The sequence below is a fragment of the Halomonas sp. M4R1S46 genome (genome assembly GCF_025725685.1).
GTDB lineage: Bacteria > Pseudomonadota > Gammaproteobacteria > Pseudomonadales > Halomonadaceae > Halomonas.
In genome coordinates this window covers 2,900,408-2,923,349 of the sequence record NZ_CP107008.1, presented here as the reverse complement: position 1 = coordinate 2,923,349, position 22,942 = coordinate 2,900,408, and the positions used below count along the sequence as shown (strand labels likewise).

The following is a 22,942-nucleotide window of genomic DNA, read 5'->3' as shown; positions in this document are numbered from 1 at the left end:
TCCGGTCGATCTCTGGTGCTTCGGGCGACCATGGTCTTGACTGAGCTTGGAGAGGTTCTGGAGGATACTGCCCGGGAGCACGGAGGTTCCCGTATCGTCTCATCAGCCTGATACCCGCTTCGGCCTTGCGCCGGACACCCGAGGGCGTGCTCGGCCGAACCGTCGTCTCCACACGGCGAGCGTGACGATGGTCGAGTCCTCGGCCAATGCGAAGGAGTGTGAACAGTGCAAGCATCCGTACGATTGTCCCCGCCTGTCCCGGGGCCCGCCCGACGTGTCCGCCCCTGGCTGGTGGCGGGCCTGCTCGGCGCCCTCGGCGGCCTGGCGTCGCCGACCCTCCTGGCCTTCGGCTTCGAGGACGTGGCGCAGAAGGCGAAAGCCCTGTCCGAGACCGCCTACGAAGCGCCCGAAACGAACCTGCCCGACGCCTTGCGCGAGCTCGAGTACGAGGACTATGCCAAGATCCAGTACCATCGCGACCAGGCGCTGTGGAGCGATGAGGATCTGCCCTTCCAGCTGACCTTCTTCCACGAGGGCATGCACTTCGACAGTGCCGTCAAGGTCAACACCGTGGTCGACAACGAGGTCCAAGAGGTGGGCTTCGACCCCCAACGCTTCGATTACGGCGACCTGTCGATTCCCGAGGAACAGCTCGAGGGCCTCGGCTTCTCCGGCTTCAAGATCGTCAACGCCCTCAACCGCGAGGACGTCATGGACGAGGTCATGGTCTTCCAGGGGGCCAGCTATTTCCGGGCGCTCGGCCGTCACCAGCAGTACGGCCTGTCGGGCCGGGGCCTGGCCGTCGACACCGCGCTGCAGACCGGCGAGGAGTTCCCCGCCTTCCGCGAGTTCTGGGTGGTGAAGCCGACCCCGGAGAGCCAGTACCTGACGGTGTTCGCGCTGCTCGATTCGCCCAGCCTGGCCGGCGCCTATCGCTTCGTGCTGCGTCCGGGGGATGACACCGTGGTGGACGTCAAGTCGCGCCTGTTCCTGCGCCGCGAGGTCGAGAAGCTGGGCATCGCCCCGCTGACCAGCATGTACCTGTTCGGCCCCGGCCAGCCCTCGGAGAGCCTCAACTACCGGCCGGCCATCCACGACTCGAACGGCCTGTTGATCCACGATGCCAGCGACGGCTGGACCTGGCGGCCGCTGGCCAACCCGGCGCGGCTGATGGTCGACGAGGCCTCCGTCGAGTCCCTCGAGGGGTTCGGCCTGCTGCAGCGCAGCCACGACTTCAGCGACTACGAGGATCTGGTCGATCGCTACGACCGCCGCCCGAGCGCCTGGATCGAGCCGCAGGGCGACTGGGGCGCCGGCCAGGTCGAGCTGATCCAGATCCCCACCCCCAACGAGACCAACGACAACATCGTGGCGTTCTGGAAGCCCGAGTCGTTGCCGCCGCTCGGCGAGCCGCTGAACCTCAGCTACCGGATGTTCTGGACGACCACCGAGGCCAAGTTCCTCGACCCCGACCTGGCGTGGGTCGACGAAACGCGCCGCTCGCAGGGCGAGGTACGCCGCGACGACCTGGTGCGTGAGCCGGACGGCTCCATCGCCTTCGTGCTCGATTTCCAGGGGCCGGCCCTGGAGTCCTATCCCGGCGACAAGGGGCTCGAGGTGGAGGCCAGCGTCGGCGACAACGGCGAACTGGTCGCCAGCCGGGCCGTGCCCAACCAGGCCGAGGGGGGCTGGCGCGTCTTCCTGCGCGTCAAGCGCGGGGATGAGGACCGGCCGGTGGATATCCGCGCGACCCTGAAGGACGGCGACGAGGCCCTGTCGGAAACCTGGTACTACCGGCTCCCCGCCAATGGTTGAGCGCAACGCCCCCCCCGACCGGGCCGCCGAGTACCTGGAGCGCCTGGCCTTCGAGGCCGAGTCGCACCAGGCGCGCCGCGAGCTGATGGCCGGCGAGCTCGATGCCGAGGGCCTGGCGGCCCTGCACGAGGGCCTCGGCCAGCAGTCGGCGCCGCAGGAGGACCCCGCCGCGGTGTCGGTGGGCCCGCGGCTGGCGCTGGGCTATTCGTCGCCGCCGCTGGCCCCGTCGCCGCCGCTGTCGACCGACGCCCGGGGCATCACCCGGCTGTGCACGACGCCGCCGCTGGCGCGTACCCCCCTGGCCCCGCAGCCCTGGGCCAAGGGACCGCTGGTGCGCTGGTCGCGTCGCCTGTGGCGCGGGATGACCGGTGCCGGCAACGATTCCGGTCCCGCGCGGCACGGCCGCATGTCGCGCTGGCGGCGGGTCGGTCAGCTGCGGCGGCTGGTGCTGCTGGTGCTGACCGTCGGCCAGAGCCTGGTGGCCGCGGACTACATGCGCACGGTGCTGCCCTACCAGGGAACCCAGCCCCTGGAGATCGCCATCCTGGCGCTGTTCGTGCTGCTGTTCAGCTGGGTGTCGGCGGGCTTCTGGACGGCCCTGATGGGCTTCTTCCAGCTGCTGCGCGGGCGCGACCGCCATGTCATCAATGCCCGCGAGGTGGACGACGACACGCCGTTCGATCCCGGCGCCCGCACCGCCCTGGTGGTGCCGATCTGCAACGAGGACGTGCCCCGGGTGTTCGCCGGCGTGCGGGCCACCCTGGAGTCGCTGCGCGATACCGGGCAGGAGGCGGCCTTCGATCTCTACATCCTCAGTGACACCAACGACCCCGACGTGGCGATCGCCGAGACCCACGCCTGGCTGGCGCTATGCCGGGAGCTCGGGGCGTTCGACCGGGTCTTCTACCGTCGCCGTCAGCGCCGGGTCAAGCGCAAGAGCGGCAACCTGGATGACTTCTGCCGTCGCTGGGGCCGCAACTATCGCTACATGCTGGTGCTCGACGCCGACAGCGTGATGAGCGGCAGCTGCCTGACCCGGCTGGTGCGCCTGATGGAGGCCAACCCCGAGGCCGGCATCATCCAGACCGCCCCGAAGGCGTCCGGCCGGCACAACCTCTACGCGCGGATGCAGCAGTTCGCGACCCGGGTCTACGGGCCGCTGTTCACCGCGGGGCTGCATTTCTGGCAGCTGGGCGAGTCGCACTACTGGGGGCACAACGCCATCATCCGCATGGAGCCCTTCATGCGCCACTGCCTGCTGGCGCCGCTGCCCGGCACGGGGGCGCTGTCCGGCGAGATCCTCTCCCACGACTTCGTCGAGGCCGCGCTGATGCGCCGCGCCGGCTGGGGGGTGTGGATCGCCTACAACCTGGCCGGCAGCTACGAGGAGATGCCGCCCAACCTGCTGGACGAGCTCAACCGGGATCGCCGCTGGTGCCATGGCAACCTGATGAACTTCCGGCTGTTCCTGGCCCGGGGCATCCACCCGGTGCACCGGGCGGTGTTCCTCACCGGGGTGATGTCCTACCTCTCCGCGCCGCTGTGGTGCCTGTTCCTGATCCTCTCCACGGCCCTGCTGGCGGTGCATACCCTGGGCACGCCCCAGTACTTCCCCGAGCCGGGGATGATGTTCCCGGTCTGGCCGCAGTGGAACCCGGGCCTGGCGGTGGGCCTGTTCACCGCCACGGCGACCCTGCTGTTCCTGCCCAAGGTGCTCAGCGTGATCCTCATCAGCTGGCAGGGCGCCCGGGAGTTCGGCGGCGCCGGCAAGGTCTGGCTGAGCATGGTGGTGGAGTCGCTCTTCTCCATGCTGATGGCCCCGGTGCGCATGCTCTTCCATACCCGCTTCGTGCTCGCGGCCCTGCTGGGGCGGGGGATCCAGTGGCGCTCGCCGTCCCGCGACAACAGCGACACGACCTGGGGGGACGCCGTGCGCAACCATGGCGTCCAGACCCTCATCGGTGCCGCCTGGGCGGCCGGGGTCTACTATCTCGAGCCGACCTTCCTGTGGTGGCTGGCGCCGATCGTCGGCGCGCTGATGGTTTCCATCCCCGTCTCGGTGTTCTCCAGCCGGGTGTCGCTGGGCCTGCGCAGCCAGCGGGCGCGGCTGTTCCGGATTCCCGAGGAGACCCGTCCGCCCAGGGTGCTGCGTCGCATGGTACGCCACCTGAAGCGGATGACCCGCCGGCCCGCCTCGCCGACCTTCCCCCAGACGGTGGTCGACCCGGTGGCCAATGCGCTGGGCTGTGCGCTGGCCACCAGTCGCCATGGCCGCTCGGCGCTGCTGCAGCGGCGCCGCGAGGAGCGGGTGGCCGAGGCGGTCAGAAGCGACCCGCGGCGGCTGCCCCCGGCCGAGCGGCTGCGCCTGCTCGACGACCCGGTGCTGCTGTCGATGCTGCACTTCCGGGTGTGGGCCGAACCGGACGCGCATCCCGCCTGGCGCGAGCTGGGCCTGCCCAGGGTGCCGAGCCTGAAGGTGCCGGGGCGGAGCCGGGAGGCAAGCGGTGAGCCCGGCCTTCCCGAGGCGCCGAGCCTGAAGGTGCCGGGGCCGGCCCGGGAGGCCAGCGGATGAGTGGCCCGACCGCCGACCGGTCGCGTGACCCGGCATCACGCGATCGGGTCCAGGCCCAGGCCCCGACCAAGGAGCGCTTCATCGGCCTGGAATGGCTGCGCTTCGTGCTGGGGCTGTACATCGTCATCTTCCACACGCTGCACAACTACCCGTCGATCTCGGGCTGGTCGCACTACATCACGGATATCGGGTTCTTCTCGACCAGCTCCTTCTTCGTCCTCTCGGGCTTCCTGCTGGCGCACGTCTACCTGGATCACCATCAGTCGCTGCGCGAGCCGGCGCGCAGCTTCTGGATCAAGCGGTTCGCGAACCTCTACCCGATCCATATCGGCGCGTTGCTGCTGGCCATGCTGGTGTCGACCGCGGTGGGCCAGCTGGCCATCACCCCGGAGGATGCCGCCGCCTCGATCCGCTTCGTGATCTACGACGTCAACAACGACCTGGGGCAGACCGATCCCGAGGCCCTGCGCCATTACATGAGCGACCCCGAGCTGGCGGTCAACCTGGCGCTCAACTTCACCCTGCTGCACGCCTGGAATCCCCTCTACCTGACCTTCAACCCGCCGTCCTGGTCGATCTCGGCGCTGATGGGCTTCTACCTGGTCTTCCCCTGGGCGGCGCCGCGGCTGTTCCGGGTACGCCATGTCGGCCGGGCCCTGGCGCTGACCAACCTGCTCTACCTGCTGCCGCCCCTGGTGGTCATCGCCCTGACCGACTACGGCATGCCCGAGACGGGTATCCTGCACCGCAATCCACTGATCCGCCTGCCCGAGTTCATCGCCGGGATCCTGCTGTGCGTGCTGTACTCGCGCTGGCGGCAGGCCGGCTACCGGCCCGGCCGGGGCACGTGCCTGGCGATGGCGCTGTGGGTGGCCGGCTCGGTGGTCGTGGCGGTGTGGCTGCTGGGGCAGGGCCACGCCTGGTACTACCTGCTGCACAACGGCCTGCTGCTGCCGGCGCAGCTCATGCTGATCCTGCTGATGACCCGGGTGCCTTCGCCCGCGGACCCGCGGCTGCGACGGCTGGCCAGGCGCCTGGGCGGCGCCTCCTTGCCGATGTTCGCGCTGCACGTGCCGCTCTACGTGATCTTCACCCGGGTCGAGCGGGTCCTCGCCGGCGAGCCCTCGCGTTGCTTCGATGACCTGCGCGGTTGCCTGGAGGCCGCCGGGGACAGCTCACTGATGATGTACCCGGTCTTCCTGCTGTTCACCGTGGTGTTCTGCGTGATGTTCCAGGAGCGCTTCGTGCTGCGGGTCCGCGAGCACCTGCAGCGCCATCTCATGGGGCGGCTGCTCCCCTCGGCACGCCAGCAGGGGTAGGAGCCTGTCGGACTCAACCCTGCGGTCCGGTGCCTGCTGCTCGATTCCCCATGGCCACAGCCGTGTCGTGGCGATATAGATGCCGCCGTAGGCCGCGGCGGTCGATCACGCCGAGAGGCGCGCCGCCACGGCGTCGAGGAAGCCGTGCATGTCCACCACCGTCTCCGTCGCCGGGTCGGTGGTCTTGCCCTTGAGGTCGCCGGTGACGATGCCGTCGCCGACGGTGCCGATCAGTGCCTCCTTGAGACGGCCGGCGTAGTCGGCCAGCGCCGCGTTGGCCTCGCGCTCCGCCAGGGTCTCCAGGGCATTGGCCACGGCATAGATCAGCGCCGAGGAGTTGAAGTGCGCCTCCTTGCCGTCGCTCTCCAGGTACTTGAGGTAGAGATCGTGGGCGGTACCGTGGGGCGCCTCGAACAGCATGGTGCCGTTCTTGCTCTCGATGATCGAGCTGGCGGTGGCCAGGCTGCCGCCGAGGGCCGCGGAGATATCCGAGAAGATGTCGCCGTCCAGGTTCTGCGCCGGGTAGAGGGCGTTGCGGGGCGGGTCGGTGATCATCTTGATCAGCTGGCTGGAGGGTCGCATGATCATGAAGGAGGGCGGCGGGGTGTCGGCCTTGGCCAGCTCGCGGCGCGCCTCGGTGATGACGTCGCTGAACACCTCGTCGTAGTCCATGTACTCGCGCTTGAGGCCGAAGTAGACCTCCTTGTCCTTGCGCGAGGCGTCGCGGAACACCTGCAGCACCCAGTCCTTGATCGCCGCCCGGTCGTTGGACATCAGCAGGATGGGATCGCCCTGCTTGACGTGCCGGGCGTGTTTCTCGTCGCCGTCGACCACCACCTTGAGGATGCCGTCCTCGGTGGCGGGCATGTTGTAGCTGCCGTACTGGTCGCCGCCCCCGGCGCTCATCCGCGAGATCGACACCTGGGCCTTGCGCTCGGGAATGCCGTAGCGCTTGAGCTGCTGCACCAGCTTGTAGAGCTTGCGGCCGGTGTTGTTGTCCGGCACGCCCCACAGGGCCCGCTCGGGCGGGTTGGCGACGAGGCGCGCGGCCTGGGCATCGATCAGCTCGTAGTGGTAGGCGAGCCCGAGTGACTCGGCCTGTTGCTGGTAGTGGGCCCGGTAGATGTCCTCGATGGCGGCGCGCATCACGCCGTCGTAGCCGGCGATCACGGTGTCCTTGAGGCCCAGGTAGATGTCGCGCTTCTCGTCGATGGCACGCTGAAAGAAGCGGTGCGCCCAGGCCCGGACGGTGTCGATGTCGTTGGTGGCCAGCAGCCAGGGGTCGCCCTTGTTCACCTCGCGGCGATGCAGCTCCACCGGGTCGCCGCTGGCGCCGACGAACAGCAGCTTGACGATGCCGGTGGCCGAGGACAGGGCGTTGTAGCTGTCCTTGGTGCCGCCGGTGTCCATGGTCTCGACCTCGATGTCGCGGCCGATCCACTGCGGCGTGTCGACCTTGAGGTTGCGGAACTCGATGTCCTCGCGGGTGATGTTGCCGCCGATGCCCTTGCGGATCGCGCCGTTGGGCGACTTGGTGGCCAGCGGATGCAGGCTGCCGGCTTCCAGCTCGGGGTGCACGGCGAGCAGGGCGTCGCGCTGCTCGCGGTTGACCGTCATGCCGGCATTCTTCACGCCCACGCCATGGCGGTTGAGGGCCTCGATGGCGTCGATCACCGCCTGGCCGTTGGTGATCAGCCGGTTCTCCGCGGTCAGGTCGATCTCGACCAGGTCGATGTCCAGCCGGGAGGTCACGAAGGTCTCGAGGATCCTTTCGAAGGCCACCTGGGCCATCTCGTCGCCATGCAGGATGACCAGGGGGGCTGCCACCTTGATCTTGTCGCTCATCATTGCTTCCCATGTTGCGCTAGTGGAATCAGCCTGCCTCACCATCCGCATGAGGCCCGGACCTCGGCCCTGTCGACACCGCCGGCGCAGCGTCGGGCTTCATATGAGTAACCTGTCATTGTACACGCTCTGCCGGGAAGGCGGGCCGGGAGCCGCGCCGGGTCCGGAACCCGCGGTGAACGCTCGCCTCGGCCGGGCGGCCGTCAACGGGGGCGTGGCTCGGCGCCGGACGAGGCGTGCGCGCGCACGCGCCGGGCCAGGTCGGCGACATGGGGATCCTCCACGCCGAGGGCGGCGAGGGCGTCGGCGAGGTTGAGCAGGTAGTCGCTGTTGGGGCCACTGGGGCCATGGGCCTCGGCGATCTGGCGGGCCATGGCCGCCGGCTCGGCCTCGCCCAGGAAGGCGGCGTTGTCCTCGGTGGCGATGTAGGTCAGGCCCTGGGCGGTGTCACCGTCGGCGAAGTGCAGGGTGGTGATCTCGCGCAGGTAGCCGTTCTTCTCGCGCACGTCCAGCGGGCGCAGGGTCGCGGGGGTGATGCGATAGGCCATGCCGTGGCAGACGGCGCCGGGGCGCGGCAGCAGGGTGGCGACCCGCCCCGGGGCCTCCGGGGTGCCGCGGTGGTCGTGGGAGCCCTGCCAGAAGCGGCGTACCCAGCCGTGGATATGGGCCGGACGGCACTCCAGGTAGGGAAAGCCGGCCTTCCAGATCAGCGAGCCGTAGCCGAACAGCCAGATCGCCTCGTGATCGTCGAAGTGGGTCATGCGTCGGTTGAGTAGGGTGGTGTCGTGGACCATGCGTCGTGCCCATGTGGCTGCGTGAGGGGGCAGGAAAACATCCATGATGCGATGTCCGGCCGGGCTTGTCGAAGGCCGCCGGGCCCGGGGCGGGAGTCGGCTCTTGTATACAAAGGCGGATGGCGTAAGATGGATTTCCACGTTTGCCCATCCCGTTATCGAGGAGTGCCCCATGAGCTTTCGAGTCTACCTGTCCGGCGAGATCCACACCGACTGGCGCGAGGAGATCCAGCGCGGTGCCGAGGCCGCCGGCCTGGACATCGTCTTCACCGCGCCGGTCACCGACCACGAGGCCAGCGATGCGGCCGGCGACCCCCTGGGGCCGGCGAGCGAGGGCTTCTGGCGCGACCACAAGTCGTCCAAGGTCAATGCCATCCGCACCAAGACCCTGATCGAGCAGAGCGACCTGGTGGTGGTGCGCTTCGGCGACCAGTACAAGCAGTGGAACGCGGCCTTCGATGCCGGCTACTGCGCCGCCCTGGGCAAGCCCTACGTGACCCTGCACGGCGAGCAGATCGTGCACCCCCTCAAGGAAGTCGATGCCGCGGCCATGGCCTGGGCGACCACCCCGGCCCAGGTGGTGGAGATCCTCAAGTACGTCACCCGCGGCTGATTCTTCCCGCCCCGGGGCTGGTGTCGACCCGCCCCGGGGGCTACGCTGCCTTGGATCCGACAACCCCCTGATTCAAGGAGCTTCCTCGCCATGACCGTGATGATCCTCGGCCTCGTGATCTTCCTGGGTGTGCACTCCGTGCGTATCGTCGCCGACGATTGGCGGCGTGAGCGCCTCGCCCAGTGGGGGGAAGGGCGCTGGAAGGCGCTCTACAGCCTGGTCTCGCTGATCGGCCTGGCGCTGGCGATCTGGGGCTTCGGCCAGATGCGCCTGGACCCGCTGGTCGTGTGGACGCCGCCGCCGGCCATGCGCCACCTGGTGGCGCTGCTGATGATCCCCGCGTTCCTCCTGCTGGTGGCGGCCTATGTGCCGCGCAACCACCTCAAGGCGAAGCTCGGGCATCCGATGATCCTCGGCGTGAAGGTGTGGGCGCTGGCCCACCTGCTGGCCAACGGCGGCCTGGGGGATATCGTCTTCTTCGGCGCCTTCCTGTTGTGGGCGGTGCTCGACTTCCGCGCCGCCCGTCGTCGTCCGATGCCGGCCCCCGTCAGGCCGGTGATGACGGCCACCGTTACCAGCCTGGTGATCGGCGTGGTGGCCTACGCCGTCTTCGCCTTCTGGCTGCATGCGTGGCTGATCGGCGTGCCGGTGATGCCGGCCTGAGGACCCCTGACCATGGAAACGGTGTTGATGTGGCTCGCCACCGGTCTCGGCCTGGGCCTGGCGCCCCTGGCCGCCGGTACCCTCGGCTCGCTGCTGGGCCTGCCACTGGCCTGGTGGCTGCTGGGCCGTGCCCGGCGCGTGCAGCTGGCCGTGGCGGCGGCGCTGCTGGTGGCGGCGATGCCGCTCTGTCACCAGGCCGCGAGCCTGCTGGGCATCAAGGACGATGGACGCATCGTGCTCGACGAGATCGTCGCCTTCCCGGTGGCGGTGATCGGTCAGGCGGCGGCCCGGCAGCCGCTGGCCATGGCGGGCGCCTTCGTCGTCTACCGGGGCTTCGATATCGCCAAGCCGTTGCCGGTGGCCCAGGCCGAGGCGATCCCCGGCGGGATCGGCATCGTGCTCGACGACAGCGTGGCCGCCGCCATGACCTGGCTGGTGGTGGCCGGAGGCCTGGCCCTGGGGCGTCGTCGCCGCGCCGACGGGTGCCGATAACGGGCGTCGCGGCCCGGGCCGCGACGCCCCCGTTCAGGCCTTGTCCGTTGGGGGCGGCGGAAACACCACGTCGAAGCCGCGGGCGTCGAGCTGGGCGATCCGGCTGGGGCGGCCCTGGTCGTCCAGCTCCACCAGGCCGATGCCGGCCCCGTTCCACAGCCGCTCGCCGGCCCGGGCCCGGTCCGGGTCGCGGGGGCGGATGCGCATGCGGCGCCGCTGGGTGAACCAGTTGAGCGGCGAGCGCGGCGCATAGAGCCAGCGGTTGGCCCGGTCGAACCAGTCCAGCAAGGTGTCGGGAAAGGCGTTCTTGATACCGCTGGAGGTGATCTGCCAGAGCTGCGGGCCCCGGCGTCGCTGGCGGATGTGGATGTCGTAGCCGAAGGAATAGTGCACGTCGCCGGAGAGAATCACGTAGTGACCCGGCGTGCGCGAGTGGCGGAAGATGTTGAGCATCACGCCGGCCGCCCCGCGGTGGGCCATCCAGTTCTCGGCATCCACCAGCAGCGGCTTGCCGGCCAGGGTGAAGAGTTTCTGGATGGCCTCGATCAGCTTGACGCCGAACATCGGCGCCGGCGAGACGATGATCACCGAGGGCGCGTCCAGCAGCTCCTGCTGGAATTCCGAGAGTGCCTCCCAGTCCATCAACCCGGAGGGGCGGCGGGGATTGCGCTCGCTGCGCCAGCGTCGGGTGCGGGTGTCCAGCACCACCAGCTTGGGCGGGCCCGGTACCTGGAACTCCCAGCCCTCGAAGCGCAGCAGGTGCCGGATACAGGCGTCCTGTGTCTCGGCGGGCAGCCAGCCCTGCGGCGCGGCGCTCTCCAGCAGCGCGGTCAGCTCGTCCAGCGGCCCGGCCAGCCGGTCGGGGTCGTTGCCCCAGCCCTGGCAGACCAGGTAACCCAGCAGGGCGTTGCCGATGATGCGCCGCGAGAAGGGGTGCTCGTAGGCGGTCTGTTCCCAGGCCGAGGTGAGGTTCCAGTCGTCGGTGATGTCGTGGTCGTCGAAGATCATCAGCGACGGCAGGTGGGCGAGCAGCCGGGCGGCGGCGGGCAGGCCCTCGACGAAGCGTTCGATGACCGCCTGCTCCGTGGCGAAGGTCTCGGCTTTCTCGGCGTCCAGGGACGGCGCCGTCACCTCCACCAGGCGCCAGGGCGTGGGCGACCATACCAGCAGGTACATGGCGATGATCTCGCCGAAGGTCATCAGGTGGTTGTGGGCGTTGGCCGAGGTGAAGACCGGCTTCTTGACCCCGCCGAAGAAGCGCTCCCGCAGGTCGGCGCTGCTGGTCATGTCGGGCAGCAGCGCCTCGCGTTGGTAGTAGGTCGACTCGGCCGCGTAGAGCGCCTGGCTGTCGGCCACGGTGGCCCCCTCCAGGGACTCGTCGAACAGTCCCAGTCGCCGGATCAGCGCATGGATCGCCACCAGCATGGGGCCGGCGACGTCGTCGGCGTAGATCTGGTCGCCGGTCATCAGCAGCCAGGACGGCCATTCCTCGGGCATGTCATGGCGCTCGGCGAGCCAGGCGTCGGCGCGCACCAGGCCGTCCGGGCCGTCATGGTGGGGGCGCCGGCAGGAGCCGTGCAGCAGCCGGTGATGCCCCTCATGAAGAACGAAGGCCGGTCGCCGGGCGCCTTCGCGCAGCAGGTGCGGCGCCCAGTCGGCGATGCCGGCGTCGCCCCGCTCGCCGACGATGCGCAGGTCATAGCCGATGCGTACCCCCTGGGGCAGGGGGGTCTCCAGGGCCAGGTCGATCAGGTGCAGGTGGGCATGCCGGCCGAGCGGCAGGCGCCGCACGCGAGCGTCGTTGAGGGTCAACCGCCGCGGCCCATGGCCCTCGGGGTGCAGGAGCAGCTTGAGGGTCAGCGGCCGGGAGGCCACCAACCAGATCAGCAGGCGGTCCGGGGCCAGCCGACGCAGCAGGGGGCCGGCCAGCACATCGGGCAGCGACTCATTGGCGGTGTCGGGAGACGTCATTGTCGGGGCGTTTCCTGGTCGGGCGACGTGGAGGGCGGGGCCGGCGTGCCCCGCCTGGCGCCATGGTAGCCGACAATCCGCCTGCGACGTGAGTCGCCGTCCGGCGACGCGAGTCGGGAGTGCCTACCAGTGGTGGGGGTAGCGGCGGTGGCGGGCCAGGTTGTTGACCAGGATGGCCACCAGCACCATCACCGCGCAGCCCAGGCCCACCGGCATCAGCGGGAACCACCAGCCGAGGGCATGGATGTCGGGGCCGCCGATCACCGCGACCAGGGCGGCGGCGGCCCCGGGAGGATGCACCGTGTGGGTCAGCTGCATCGCCAGCACCGCCAGGGACACCGCCAGGGCGACGGCCAGGGGCGTTGATCCCAGCAGTTGGAAGCAGGCCACGCCCAGCAGGGCCGAGAGCAGGCTGCCGACCAGGACGTTGCGGGGCTGCGCGAAGGGGCTCTCCGGGGCGGCGTAGATCAGCACCGAGGTGGCGCCGAAGGAGCCGACGATCAGCAGCTGCTGGGAGAGCCAGTGGTCACCGAGGAAGGTCACCGCGCTCATGCCGGTGAAGGCGCCCAGCCACGACCAGCTGGCATCGCGCCAGTCCACGGCGCCCCGCCGGGCCCGGGTGCCGCGCATCTTGCCGAAATACGTTTTCATTATAAAAAATATCTTTTGTACATCTTCAGGGGAATAAGGATTCTGACAAGGTCGGCGGGCCGGTGCAACGGCTGGCCGGCGCTTCCTGCCTCGCCACCGGGGCTGGCACGGAGTACCCGACGCCGTGGTAGCCTGACTCCCGGGCAGGCAGCGGGAGCGAGTCCAGTGGGACACGATCATGGCCATCACCATCATCCGGGAGACAGCCAGCGGCGCCTGGCCTGGGCCATCCTGCTCACCGGCGGCTTCATGGTGGCCGAGGTGGTGGGGGGGATCCTCTCCGGCTCCCTGGCCCTGCTCGCCGACGCCGGGCATATGCTCACCGATACCGCGGCCCTGGCACTGGCCTGGTTCGCCGCGCGCATCAGCCGGCGTCCCGCCGATGCCCGGCGCACCTTCGGCTACCACCGGGTGCAGATCCTGGCCGCCTTCGTCAATGGCCTGACCCTGATCGCCATCGTCGTCTGGATCACCGTCGAGGCCATCCGCCGACTGCTCTCGCCGCTGGAGGTGGCGGGGGGCACCATGCTGGTGATCGCCGGCCTGGGGCTGGTGATCAACCTGGTGGTGTTCCTGATCCTCCACCTGGGCGACCGCGACAACCTCAATATGCGAGGCGCCGCGCTGCACGTGCTCGGCGACCTGCTGGGCTCGGTGGCGGCCATCGTCGCCGCCCTGGTGATCCTGGCCACCGGCTGGGTGCCCATCGACCCGCTGCTCTCGCTGCTGGTGGCGGCGCTGATCCTGCGCAGCGCCTGGCGGCTGACCCGGGAGTCGGGACATATCCTGCTGGAGGGCACGCCGGCCGAGGTGGACGTGGGCCGCATCGCGCAGGAGATCCCCGAGCGCCTGGCGGCGGTGCGCGACGTGCATCACGTGCATGCCTGGTCGCTGACCCCGGGGCGTCACCTGCTGTCGCTGCACGCCGCCATCGAGGAGGATGCCGACCGGGAGCAGACCCTGGTGGCGATCAAGGCGGTGCTGCTCGAGCGCTTCGACATCGAGCATGCCACCATCCAGCTCGAGTCCGGCGACCGCTGTGCCGACCGCGGGGCCTGCGAGCACGGCGAGTCGCCCCACGCCCACGACTGAGCCGGGGCTACCAGAGCCCGAGGTGCTCGGTGAGGATGGTGGTGCCGATGCCGATCAGGATCACCCCGCCCAGCACTTCCACCCGCTGGCCGATCAGCACGCCGAGGCGGCGGCCGAGCATCACCCCGAGGGTCGCCATCAGGGTGGTCGCCAGGCCGATCGCCAGGGCGGTGAGGAAGATGTTCGTCTCCATGAAGGCCAGTCCGATGCCCACGGTCAGGGCGTCGATGCTGGTGATCACCGCGGTGGCGGCCACCAGCCACCAGGCATGCCCACGCGGCGCGGCAGCGGCCTCGTCCGGCTCGGGCGTCGACAGCCCTCCCCGGATCATGCGGATGCCCAGGGCGAGCAGCAGGATGAACACCACCCAGTGGTCCCAGGCCTGGATATAGTGGGAGGCCCCGAGGCCGATGGCCCAGCCGAGCAGCGGCGTCAGGCCTTCGACCACGCCGAAGATCAGGCCGGTGCGCAGGGCCTCGCGAAAGCGGGGATGGTCGATCACCGCGCCCTTGCCGACGGCAGCGGCGAAGGCATCGGTGGACATGGAGAAGGCCAGCAGGGTCGTGGAAAGCAGGGTCATCGGTCCGATTCCAGGCCGGGCGATTCACCACGACGGCACGACGCGCCCGGCCACGGGCGTCGTACCGTCGATGGTCTCGCCAACCCGAGGGTGCACCTGCCACGGCATCTGGCCGACTATGTTGACAGGCGCTCTCGCACGCGCGGTGCGAGCCGGCTACTCCCCAACGAGGGTAGGGTGGGCATGGTGCGGGACTGATAGCCCGGGGCCATGCCAACGATCGGCAAATCCTATCACCTTGGTGCGGGCCGCGCATCTCCAGCCAGGGCTATCGCCTGGACAGAATGCTTCTCATCTACGAGCGCCCCACAGGGGGTGGCCGGGCCCGTCGAGGATCGCGGTTCGGCATTAAGGCTCCCTTAAGGTTACGGGGTTTAGGGTGGGAATCGGGTCACGGACGCAGCCACGAACGTCCGGCCCGTCACCCTGAAGGAGTAGTGAAGATGACAACCCTGATGTCCTCCCCCGACCAGCTGGAGACCCTCGGCGGCCAGCCGTTCATCGTCTCGCCGGCGCGAACGGGCCTGTCTCCCGACAACCCTGCCATGACAGTGCTGACCGACTTCACCCGAACGCCGCCGCTGACCATCCCGGCGGATACCCTCATGGCCGACGCCCGCAAGGGGATGCAGTACGGCGGCGTGCGCCTGTTGCTGGTCGTCGACGACCTGAAGCGCTGTCTGGGGGTGCTCACCGCCCGAGAGGCGATCGGCGGACGGCGTACCACCCTGGCCATGCAGAATCGCAACATCCCCCGTGACGAGGTGACCGTTGCCATGGTGCAGACTCCCTGTCAGGAGCTGAAGTCGATGCCGCTGGAGCAGCTGGCCAACCTGACGATCGGTGAGCTGGTACATGACCTCTCTGCCTTCGGCGATCAGCACCTGCTGGTCACCGAGCGGGATCGTCGCCAGGGACTGCGGATCCGCGGCGTGATCTCGGCCGCCGACATCGGCCGGGCACTGGGGACCGACATGTCGACCGTCCCCGAGGCGAGAAGCTTCGCCGATATCTGCCGCGTGGTGCTGGGCCACGAGCTGTGAGATCCCTACCATGGCCGAGAGGTGCCTGCGCTTGGCCATGGCCTGCGGTCGGCCTCGACCAAGGCAGCAGTGACAGCCCGCCGAGTGCGCGCGACGCTGGATGCCGGCGTCGACAAGGAGGCTGTCCCCGTGAGCATCGTCGCGACTTTCGATCACATCATCGTGGGCGCCGGCACCGCCGGCTGCCTGCTCGCCAATCGCTTGAGCGCCGACCCGGCCAATCGGGTGCTGCTGATCGAGGCAGGGGGGCGCGACACCTATCACTGGATCCATATCCCGGTGGGCTACCTGTACTGCATCGACAACCCGCGCACCGACTGGCGGTTCCGCACCGAGCCCGATCCCGGGCTGAACGGCCGCTCGCTGATCTATCCGCGTGGCAAGACGCTCGGGGGCTGCTCGAGCATCAACGGCATGCTCTACCTGCGCGGCCAGGCCCGCGACTACGACGGCTGGGCCGAGCTGACCGGTGACGACGCCTGGCGCTGGGACAACTGCCTGCCCGACTTCATGCGTCACGAGGATCACTACCGTCTCGACGAGGGGGGCGATGCCGACGCCGCCCACCGCGACTACCACGGCCACGGCGGCGAATGGCGCGTCGAGAAGCAGCGCCTCAAGTGGCAGGTGCTCGATGACTTCGCCACCGCCGCCGTGGAAGCCGGCATCCCGCGGACCCGGGATTTCAACCGCGGCGACAACGAGGGGGTCGACTACTTCGAGGTCAACCAACGCTCGGGGTGGCGCTGGAGCACCGCCAAGGCGTTCCTGCGCGGGGCCGAGAAACGGCCCAACCTGACCCTCTGGCATTCCACCCAGGTGCTGGGCCTCATACTGGAACGAAAAGGCGACCCGGGCGAGGGCGGGGAGCCGCGCTGTAGCGGCGTGACGGCCCGGCGGGCCGGCGAGGAGGTCGTGGCCCGGGCGGTTCGTGAGGTGATCCTCTCCGCGGGCGCGATCGGCTCCCCCCAGCTGCTGCAGCTCTCGGGCATTGGCCCGGCGGACTTGCTGGCCGAACATGACATTCCCGTGGTGGCCGCTCTGCCCGGCGTGGGCGAGAACCTGCAGGATCACCTGCAGATCCGCTCGGTGTACAAGGTGACGGGGGCCAAGACCTTGAATACCATGGTCCACTCATGGGTCGGCAAGGCCGGCATCGGCCTCGAGTATCTGCTCAGGCGCTCCGGGCCCATGAGCATGGCGCCCTCCCAGTTGTGCGCCTTCACGCGCAGTTCCGAGGCCTACGTGCATCCCAACCTCGAGTACCACGTCCAGCCGCTGAGCCTGGAGGCCTTCGGCCAGCCGCTGCACGACTTCCCGGCGATCACCGCGAGCGTGTGCAACCTCAACCCCACCAGCCGCGGCACGGTGCGCATCAAGAGTCGTGATCCGCGACAGGCGCCGGCCATCGCTCCCCACTACCTGAGCACGCCGGAGGATCGTCGGGTCGCCGCGGAGTCGCTGCGGGTCACCCGTCGCATCGCCGGCCAGCCGGCCTTCGCCAGGTACGCGCCCGAGGAGGTCAAGCCGGGGGTGGAGTACCAGAGCGACGACGACCTCGCGCGACTCGCCGGCGATATCGGCACCACCATCTTCCACCCGGTGGGCACCGCGAAGATGGGGCGTGACGATGACCCCATGGCGGTGGTGGACTCGCACCTTCGCGTGCGGGGCGTGCAGGGGCTGAGAGTCGTCGATGCCAGCATCATGCCCACCATCACCAGCGGCAACACCAACGCGCCGACCCTGATGATCGCCGAGAAGGCCGCGGGGTGGATCCTCGGCCGAGCGTCATGAGGCTGTCATCTGTCGAAAATAGTGTTTGACCTGTGCCCCTCAAGGGCGCATCCTGCTCGCAGTTGGTTAGCAAGTCGCAAATCGCAAGTGGTCATCGAAAGCTCAATAGCGTCGGTCGCCCGGTGAAAGTTTCTTGTTTTACCCACTGCAACTCGGGTATCTCCCCGGCTACACATCACGCTATTCGAGGAATTCGATAATGGCTACCGGTACCGTCAAGTGGTTCAACGACACCAAAGGCTTCGGCTTCATCTCTCCGGACGACAACGGTGACGACCTGTTCGCTCACTTCTCCGAGATCCAAGCCGAGGGCTTCAAGTCCCTGCAGGACGGTCAGAAGGTTTCCTTCGACGTCACCCAGGGCAAGAAAGGCCTCCAGGCTTCCAACATCAAGGTCATCGACTAATCCTCGATCGCCATTGATGTGCCGCCTCCGGGCGGCAGGACGGGGCCCGCGAAAGCGGGCCCCGTTGCGTTGTGGGCGCGGTTTGTAAATGCATTTTTCGTATAAGTGAATTTCTAAAAATAACTTTTTAGAATATGCCCAGGCCGTCACAATGGGTCGGTTTCGACCCCCTGCTGGATTGCCCATGTCCCCGGACGCCTGGATCTCACTCATTGTCGTCGCCGCCGTCTTTCCGCTGATGGCCCTGACGCGTGTCGGCCCCGACATGGTGCTGATGGGAGCCCTGATCCTGCTGGTCAGCCTGGGTGTCGTCGACCCCCAGCAGGCCCTGGGCGGGTTCTCCAGCAGCGGCCTGTTCACCGTGGCCTTCATGTACGTGCTGGTGGCCAGCATCCGCGAGACCGGCGGCATCGACCTGATCATCCGCTACGTGCTGGGGCGGCCCCGCGGCGAGCGCCGCGCCCTGGCTCGCCTCATCCTGCCGGTGGCGCCCCTGAGCGGCTTCCTCAACAACACGCCGGTGGTGGCCGCCTTCATCCCGGCCGTGCTCAGCTGGAGTCGGCGGCTGCGACTGCCGGCCCATCGACTGCTGATGCCGCTGAGCTTCGCCTCCATCCTCGGCGGCACCATCACCCTGCTGGGCACCAGCACCAACCTGGTGGTCCATGGCCTGCTGATCGACCGTTACCCCGAGTTCGCCATGGGGCTCTTCGACATCGCCTGGGTGGGCGTGCCGGTGGCCGTGGTGGGGCTGGCCTACCTGCTGCTGGTCGGCCAGCGCCTGCTCCCGCCTCGCCAGGGGGCCGCCGAGGTCTTCGAGAACCCCCGGGAGTTCACCATCGAGATGGAGGTCGACCCGACCGGGCCCCTGGTCGACAGGAGCGTGGAGGAGGCCGGGCTGCGCCACCTGGAGGAGCTGTTCCTGGTGGAGATCGAGCGCGACGGCAACGTGGTCAGCGTGGTCGGCCCGGGGGAGCGCCTCAAGGGACGCGACCGCCTGGTGTTTGCCGGCACCTCCGCCGGGGCGGTGGAGCTGCAGCAGATCCGTGGCCTGATCCCCTCGCATCACGGCGAGTCCAGCCTGCAGAAGGACTTCAAGGAGCGCCGCCTGGTCGAGGCGGTGGTCTCCGACCAGTGCCAGTTCATCGGCCGGCGCATCCGTGACGGCCACTTTCGCACCCTGTATGGCGCAGCGGTGCTGGCGGTGTGCCGCGGCGGCGAGCGGGTGGCCGGCAACCTCGGCCAGATACGCCTGCAGCCCGCCGACGTGCTGCTGCTCGAGGCCCGCCCGCCGTTCATCGAGCGCCACCGACAGTCCCGGGACTTCCTGCTGATCAGCCAGGTCAACGGCGCGGCGCGCCCCGCCCACGAGCGCGCCTGGCTGGCCTGGAGCATCCTGGCGGGGGTGGTCCTGCTCGCCACCACCGGGATGATGAGCATGATGAATGCCGCCATGCTCGGCGCCGCCGCCTCGGTGCTCGCCGGTTGCTGCTCGATCAGCGCCGCCAAGCGTGGCCTGGACACCCAGGTGCTGCTGACCATCGCCGCCTCCTTCGGCCTGGGGGCGGCCCTGGAAGGCTCGGGGGCGGCCGCCACACTGGCCGGGGCGGCGATGGGCCTGGTCGACGGCAACCCCTGGTGGCTGCTGATCGGCAGCTATCTGGTGGTGGCCCTGCTCACCGAACTGGTCACCAACAACGCCGCCGCGGTGATCACCTTCCCGGTGGTGATGGCCGCGGCCGAGAGCCTCGGCGTCAGTCCCATGCCCTTCGTGGTGGCGGTGATGTTCGCCGCCTCGGCGAGTTTCCTGACGCCGATCGGCTACCAGACCAACCTGATGGTCTACGGGCCCGGCGGCTACCGGGTCAGCGACTACCTGCGGGTCGGGGCACCGCTCAACCTGCTGAGCGCGGTGGTGGCGATGGTCCTGATCCCCATCGTGTGGCCCTTCTAGGTCGCCGTGGCCGGCGCTTTGCGCTAGGGTGGCGCTTTTGCCCCGGGAGACCAATCCATGAGCGAACCCGACGAGTTGATCATCGAGCCCCGCGGCGGCAAGCCCGCCGATGCCTGCGTCTTCATCCTCCACGGCCTCGGTGCCGATGGCCATGACTTCGAGCCCCTGGTGCCGGCGCTGTCGCTGCCCGAGGGGGCGAGCGTGCGCTTCATCCTGCCCCATGCCCCGCGCCTGGCGGTGACCATCAACGGCGGCATGGTGATGCCGGCCTGGTACGACATCAAGGAGATGAGCCTCGAGCGCCGGGTGGACGAGGCCCAGCTCAAGGCCTCCGCGGCGCGCATCCAGGCGCTGGTCCACGAGCAGATCCAGCATGGCATCCCCGCCGAGCGCATCATCCTGGCCGGCTTCTCCCAGGGCGGGGCGGTGGCCTACGAGGCGGCCCTGACCTTTCCCGAGCGTCTCGGCGGCCTGCTGGCCATGTCCACCTACCTCGGCACCGCCGAGAGCCTCGAGCCGGCCCCGGCCAACCGCGAGCTGCCCATCGAGATCCATCACGGTCACCTCGACCCGGTGGTGCCCGAGGCCCTGGGCCGGGCCGCCCACGACCGGCTCTCGGCCATGGGCTACCCGGTCCACTATCGCCAATACCCCATGGCCCATGCGGTCTGTCCCCAGCAGGTCGCCGACATCGGCCACTGGCTGTCCGAGCGGCTGGCCCGCTGATACCGAGGGAGGGACACGGCATGGACGCATCGCGGGATGGCACCGCCCGTCGGGAGGACTGGCGGGCCTGCCTGCGCAGCGCTCGCCCCAACTTCCTGGTGCTGGCGCCGCTGTGTGCCGGCCTGGCGGTGCTCACGGCCCGCCTCGAGGGCGCGCCGCTGGCCAGGGTGGACACCCTGCTGGTGTTGCTGGCCGCGCTGCTGGCCCATGCCGCGGTGAACCTCCTCAACGAGCACCATGACTTCGCCAGCGGCCTGGATGCCACCACCCGGCGCACGCCCTTCTCCGGGGGCAGTGGTGCCCTGCCGGGCCGGCCGGGGGCGGCCCCGCTGGTGTGGCGTGCCGCCGTCGCCTGCCTGGCCGGGGTGGTGGTCATCGGCAGCTGGTTCCTGTGGCGCTCGGGGCCGTGGCTGCTGCCCTATGGCCTGCTGGGCCTGGGGTTGGTGGTGGCCTATACCGGGGTGCTGACGCATCGCCCACTGCTGTGCCTGCTGGCCCCGGGCCTGGGCTTCGGCGCCCTGATGGTGGTGGGCGCGCACCAGGCCCTGACCGGCCATCCCTCGTCCCAGGCAATGACCGTCTCCCTGGTGCCGACCCTGCTGGTCAGCGCCTTGCTGCTGCTCAATCAGGTGCCGGATATCGATGCCGACCGTCGGGTCGGCCGGCGTCACCTGGCGATCCTGCTGGGGCGACGTCGGGCCGTGCGGCTGGCGGGCATGCTGGTGCTGGCGGCCTTCCTGGTGGTGCCGGCCGGGGTCGCGGTCGGCCTCCTGCCGGCCGCTACCTGGCTGACCTGGCTGCTGGCCCCGGCGGTCGCCTGGCTGGTGCGCGGCCTGTGGCGGCTGAACGCGGCCGACGCGGCGGCGCTCGTGCCCTGGCTGGGGGTTAACGTGGCCCTCCAGCTCGGCACCCTGGCGCTGCTCAACCTGGGGCTCTGGCTGGCCGGCTGAGCCCGGCCCCTTGGCGGCTCGACGCCGGCCCGGCCACGGGGCATCATGAGGGCTCGACACACCACCGGTTACTTCGGCGACCAGCGCATTCCCGTCGAACTCAAGCGGGTGATGGACGAGATCGACGCCACGAGCTCGCCGACCTGTTCGACGACGACGTGGCCGCGCGACTGGGCCTGTAGGCCCTGGCCGGCGGTAATGCGTGTGCCCCGCGTGCAACTGCGCTAGGGTAGGGCGATAGCGGCACGCTTCCCTGTCGATGGAGACCCCAAGGATGCGGGGCATGTCACGGATTCTGGACAAGTGGCGCCGGCGACGATCCTCGCCGGCCACCAGCCTGCCCGAGCGGCTCTACGCGCATTTCCCGGGCGCGGTGATGCTGCTGGATGCCCATGGGGTGATCCTCGAGGTCAACCCGTCGATGGCACGCGTCACGGGGCATGCCGCCGAGTCGTTGGTGGGGCGTCGCGTCACCGGCCTGGACGAGCAGCCGCTGCGCGGTCCGCTGTCCCGGGCGCTGGATCATTGCGTCCAGCAGCGCCAGTCCTGGCATGGACTGCTGCATTGCCGCCATGCCGACGGTCGACGGCTCTACCTGGATACCTTCATCCAGCCCCTGGTCGAGGAGCCCCACGCTCCCCTGCGGTTGCTGTGCATCCAGCACGATGTCGGTACCCTGCTCGAGCCCGCCATCGCCGACCGGGCGCGGCTGGGCCGGCTGGAGACGGTCGTGACCGGCTTGCCGGGCGTGGTCTTCCAGCTGCACCAGGCACCGCGGGGGGCACTGTCCTTCGGCTACCTGAGCGAGGGGCTGACTGCGCTGTGCGGGCTGTCCCCCGACGCCGTGATGGCGGACCCCGCTCGGCTGCTCGATCGGCTGGTCGGCGAAGATCGCCAGGCCCTGACCAACGCGCTGGCCCAGTCGTCGGTGAGTCTCGAGCCATGGCAGCTGGCCTTTCGCATCGAGACCCCCGAGGGCATGCGCTGGCTGGAGGCCACGGCGGGCGTGCGGCGCGAGTCCGGTGGGGGCACGCTCTGGGACGGCTGGCTGCAGGACGTCACTCTGCGCAAGGAGGCGGAACGGCGCACCCAGCACCTGATCAGTACCGACATGCTGACCGGCCTGCTCAACCGGCGGGCCTTCCTCGCCAATGGCGAGGCGGTGCTGGCCCATGCCGCTCGCAATCGTCGCCGGGTGCCGGTGGCGATGATCGACCTCGACCACTTCAAGGCGCTCAATGACACCCATGGCCATGCGGCCGGCGATATCGCCCTGCAGCGCTTCGCCACGACCTGCCGAGACAGCCTGCGTCCCTACGACCTGATCGGTCGTCTCGGCGGGGAGGAGTTCGCGGTCATGCTGGTGGATAGCGAGCCGGAGGAGGCCTGGAGCGTGCTGGAGCGCCTGCGGCAGGCCGTGGCGGACAGCGAGCTGATGCTGGGCGGTGAAACGCTGCATTTCACGGTCAGCATGGGAATGGCCTTCCTCGACCCCGGGGGGAATCTCGGCGAGGCGCTGGGCCGGGCCGATCACGCGCTCTACCGGGCCAAGCGGGCGGGGCGCAACCGCATCGTCGGTCCCGAGACGGTGGCCTGAGGCACTGACTGGCCAGTCCGTTGTCTCATGATCCAATATACCGTCATCACCACCGTGCAAGA

The 22,942-nt window shown here is 69.4% G+C and carries 20 protein-coding genes; 15 read left to right on the top strand and 5 right to left on the bottom strand.

What is annotated here, in order from left to right; translation table 11 throughout:
* Positions 1-225 precede the first annotated feature (225 nt).
* Genes OCT48_RS13675 through OCT48_RS13665 form a run of 3 tightly spaced genes read left to right on the top strand, consistent with a single transcriptional unit; the run spans position 226 to position 5,706 of the window.
* The gene (locus OCT48_RS13675; protein WP_263589685.1) at positions 226-1,815 is read left to right on the top strand and encodes a glucan biosynthesis protein G; all 1,590 of its coding nucleotides are present in this window, start codon (positions 226-228) and stop codon (positions 1,813-1,815) included.
* Positions 1,808-4,387: a glucans biosynthesis glucosyltransferase MdoH gene (mdoH, locus tag OCT48_RS13670; RefSeq protein WP_263589684.1), complete on the top strand. Its 2,580-nt coding sequence runs from the start codon at positions 1,808-1,810 to the stop codon at positions 4,385-4,387. The genes OCT48_RS13675 and mdoH overlap by 8 nt, the downstream gene beginning before the upstream one ends.
* A complete protein-coding gene (locus tag OCT48_RS13665; protein ID WP_263589683.1) occupies positions 4,384-5,706 on the top strand; it encodes an acyltransferase family protein in 1,323 nt (440 codons plus the stop codon). Before mdoH ends, OCT48_RS13665 begins: the two co-directional genes overlap by 4 nt.
* 105 nt (positions 5,707-5,811) lie before the next feature.
* Here the strand turns inward: OCT48_RS13665 and OCT48_RS13660 are convergent, their stop codons facing one another.
* The gene (locus OCT48_RS13660) at positions 5,812-7,551 is read right to left on the bottom strand and encodes an isocitrate/isopropylmalate family dehydrogenase (RefSeq protein WP_263589682.1); all 1,740 of its coding nucleotides are present in this window, start codon (positions 7,549-7,551) and stop codon (positions 5,812-5,814) included.
* Positions 7,552-7,754: 203 nt separating this feature from the next.
* On the bottom strand, positions 7,755-8,345 hold the full coding sequence (locus OCT48_RS13655; protein WP_263589681.1) for a gamma-glutamylcyclotransferase: 591 nt from the start codon (positions 8,343-8,345) through the stop codon (positions 7,755-7,757).
* Between the two features lie 172 nt (positions 8,346-8,517).
* On the opposite strand from OCT48_RS13655, the gene OCT48_RS13650 reads away from it, so the two are divergent.
* The 3 genes from OCT48_RS13650 to OCT48_RS13640 all read left to right on the top strand — a co-directional run bounded on the left by OCT48_RS13650 (position 8,518) and on the right by OCT48_RS13640 (position 10,113).
* A complete protein-coding gene (locus tag OCT48_RS13650) occupies positions 8,518-8,958 on the top strand; it encodes a YtoQ family protein (protein WP_263589680.1) in 441 nt (146 codons plus the stop codon).
* Positions 8,959-9,048: 90 nt separating this feature from the next.
* A complete protein-coding gene (locus OCT48_RS13645) occupies positions 9,049-9,621 on the top strand; it encodes an NnrU family protein (protein ID WP_263589679.1) in 573 nt (190 codons plus the stop codon).
* Between the two features lie 12 nt (positions 9,622-9,633).
* The gene (locus OCT48_RS13640; protein WP_263589678.1) at positions 9,634-10,113 is read left to right on the top strand and encodes a phosphatidylglycerophosphatase A; all 480 of its coding nucleotides are present in this window, start codon (positions 9,634-9,636) and stop codon (positions 10,111-10,113) included.
* 33 nt (positions 10,114-10,146) lie between these two features.
* Here OCT48_RS13640 and OCT48_RS13635 read toward each other — a convergent pair whose 3' ends face one another.
* Both OCT48_RS13635 and OCT48_RS13630 read right to left on the bottom strand, forming a co-directional pair.
* Positions 10,147-12,084 carry an alkaline phosphatase family protein gene (locus OCT48_RS13635; RefSeq protein WP_263589677.1) on the bottom strand — a complete coding sequence of 646 codons (1,938 nt, stop codon included), beginning with the start codon at positions 12,082-12,084 and terminating at the stop codon, positions 10,147-10,149.
* Positions 12,085-12,207: 123 nt separating this feature from the next.
* Positions 12,208-12,735 (bottom strand): HPP family protein, encoded by a 528-nt coding sequence (locus OCT48_RS13630; protein ID WP_263589676.1) that lies wholly within the window; start codon positions 12,733-12,735, stop codon positions 12,208-12,210.
* A gap of 165 nt (positions 12,736-12,900) precedes the next feature.
* Here OCT48_RS13630 and OCT48_RS13625 point away from each other — a divergent pair, with 165 nt between their 5' ends.
* On the top strand, positions 12,901-13,827 hold the full coding sequence (locus OCT48_RS13625) for a cation diffusion facilitator family transporter (RefSeq protein ID WP_263589675.1): 927 nt from the start codon (positions 12,901-12,903) through the stop codon (positions 13,825-13,827).
* Between the two features lie 7 nt (positions 13,828-13,834).
* Here the strand turns inward: OCT48_RS13625 and mntP are convergent, their stop codons facing one another.
* On the bottom strand, positions 13,835-14,407 hold the full coding sequence (mntP, locus tag OCT48_RS13620) for a manganese efflux pump MntP (protein WP_263589674.1): 573 nt from the start codon (positions 14,405-14,407) through the stop codon (positions 13,835-13,837).
* A gap of 443 nt (positions 14,408-14,850) precedes the next feature.
* On the opposite strand from mntP, the gene OCT48_RS13615 reads away from it, so the two are divergent.
* From OCT48_RS13615 to OCT48_RS13580, 8 genes are all read left to right on the top strand, one after another.
* The gene (locus OCT48_RS13615) at positions 14,851-15,450 is read left to right on the top strand and encodes a CBS domain-containing protein (RefSeq protein ID WP_263589673.1); all 600 of its coding nucleotides are present in this window, start codon (positions 14,851-14,853) and stop codon (positions 15,448-15,450) included.
* 135 nt (positions 15,451-15,585) lie between these two features.
* The gene (locus OCT48_RS13610) at positions 15,586-17,247 is read left to right on the top strand and encodes a GMC family oxidoreductase (RefSeq protein WP_412031051.1); all 1,662 of its coding nucleotides are present in this window, start codon (positions 15,586-15,588) and stop codon (positions 17,245-17,247) included.
* Positions 17,248-17,446: 199 nt separating this feature from the next.
* Positions 17,447-17,653 carry a cold-shock protein gene (locus OCT48_RS13605; protein ID WP_126484220.1) on the top strand — a complete coding sequence of 69 codons (207 nt, stop codon included), beginning with the start codon at positions 17,447-17,449 and terminating at the stop codon, positions 17,651-17,653.
* A 184-nt stretch (positions 17,654-17,837) separates the two neighbouring features.
* The gene (locus OCT48_RS13600) at positions 17,838-19,607 is read left to right on the top strand and encodes an SLC13 family permease (RefSeq protein WP_263589671.1); all 1,770 of its coding nucleotides are present in this window, start codon (positions 17,838-17,840) and stop codon (positions 19,605-19,607) included.
* Between the two features lie 57 nt (positions 19,608-19,664).
* Positions 19,665-20,333: an alpha/beta hydrolase gene (locus tag OCT48_RS13595; RefSeq protein WP_263589670.1), complete on the top strand. Its 669-nt coding sequence runs from the start codon at positions 19,665-19,667 to the stop codon at positions 20,331-20,333.
* A 20-nt stretch (positions 20,334-20,353) separates the two neighbouring features.
* Positions 20,354-21,283, top strand: a complete 930-nt coding sequence (locus tag OCT48_RS13590; protein WP_263589669.1) for a prenyltransferase — start codon at positions 20,354-20,356, stop codon at positions 21,281-21,283.
* 45 nt (positions 21,284-21,328) lie between these two features.
* Positions 21,329-21,511 (top strand): hypothetical protein, encoded by a 183-nt coding sequence (locus tag OCT48_RS13585; protein ID WP_263589668.1) that lies wholly within the window; start codon positions 21,329-21,331, stop codon positions 21,509-21,511.
* Between the two features lie 55 nt (positions 21,512-21,566).
* Complete coding sequence (locus tag OCT48_RS13580) at positions 21,567-22,880, top strand: diguanylate cyclase (RefSeq protein WP_263589667.1); 1,314 nt, start codon at positions 21,567-21,569, stop codon at positions 22,878-22,880.
* The last annotated feature ends 62 nt before the right edge of the window (positions 22,881-22,942 follow it).

Bases quoted from the DNA above. Each gene is read 5' to 3' on its own strand.
- mdoH (WP_263589684.1), top strand. From the start codon at position 1,808: ATGGTTGAGCGCAACGCCCCCCCCGACCGGGCCGCCGAGTACCTGGAG.
- OCT48_RS13665 (WP_263589683.1), top strand. From the start codon at position 4,384: ATGAGTGGCCCGACCGCCGACCGGTCGCGTGACCCGGCATCACGCGAT.
- OCT48_RS13660 (WP_263589682.1), bottom strand. From the start codon at position 7,551: ATGAGCGACAAGATCAAGGTGGCAGCCCCCCTGGTCATCCTGCATGGC.
- OCT48_RS13655 (WP_263589681.1), bottom strand. From the start codon at position 8,345: ATGGTCCACGACACCACCCTACTCAACCGACGCATGACCCACTTCGAC.
- OCT48_RS13650 (WP_263589680.1), top strand. From the start codon at position 8,518: ATGAGCTTTCGAGTCTACCTGTCCGGCGAGATCCACACCGACTGGCGC.
- OCT48_RS13645 (WP_263589679.1), top strand. From the start codon at position 9,049: ATGACCGTGATGATCCTCGGCCTCGTGATCTTCCTGGGTGTGCACTCC.
- OCT48_RS13640 (WP_263589678.1), top strand. From the start codon at position 9,634: ATGGAAACGGTGTTGATGTGGCTCGCCACCGGTCTCGGCCTGGGCCTG.
- OCT48_RS13635 (WP_263589677.1), bottom strand. From the start codon at position 12,084: ATGACGTCTCCCGACACCGCCAATGAGTCGCTGCCCGATGTGCTGGCC.
- OCT48_RS13630 (WP_263589676.1), bottom strand. From the start codon at position 12,735: ATGAAAACGTATTTCGGCAAGATGCGCGGCACCCGGGCCCGGCGGGGC.
- mntP (WP_263589674.1), bottom strand. From the start codon at position 14,407: ATGACCCTGCTTTCCACGACCCTGCTGGCCTTCTCCATGTCCACCGAT.
- OCT48_RS13615 (WP_263589673.1), top strand. From the start codon at position 14,851: ATGACAACCCTGATGTCCTCCCCCGACCAGCTGGAGACCCTCGGCGGC.
- OCT48_RS13605 (WP_126484220.1), top strand. From the start codon at position 17,447: ATGGCTACCGGTACCGTCAAGTGGTTCAACGACACCAAAGGCTTCGGC.
- OCT48_RS13600 (WP_263589671.1), top strand. From the start codon at position 17,838: ATGTCCCCGGACGCCTGGATCTCACTCATTGTCGTCGCCGCCGTCTTT.
- OCT48_RS13595 (WP_263589670.1), top strand. From the start codon at position 19,665: ATGAGCGAACCCGACGAGTTGATCATCGAGCCCCGCGGCGGCAAGCCC.
- OCT48_RS13590 (WP_263589669.1), top strand. From the start codon at position 20,354: ATGGACGCATCGCGGGATGGCACCGCCCGTCGGGAGGACTGGCGGGCC.
- OCT48_RS13585 (WP_263589668.1), top strand. From the start codon at position 21,329: ATGAGGGCTCGACACACCACCGGTTACTTCGGCGACCAGCGCATTCCC.
- OCT48_RS13580 (WP_263589667.1), top strand. From the start codon at position 21,567: ATGTCACGGATTCTGGACAAGTGGCGCCGGCGACGATCCTCGCCGGCC.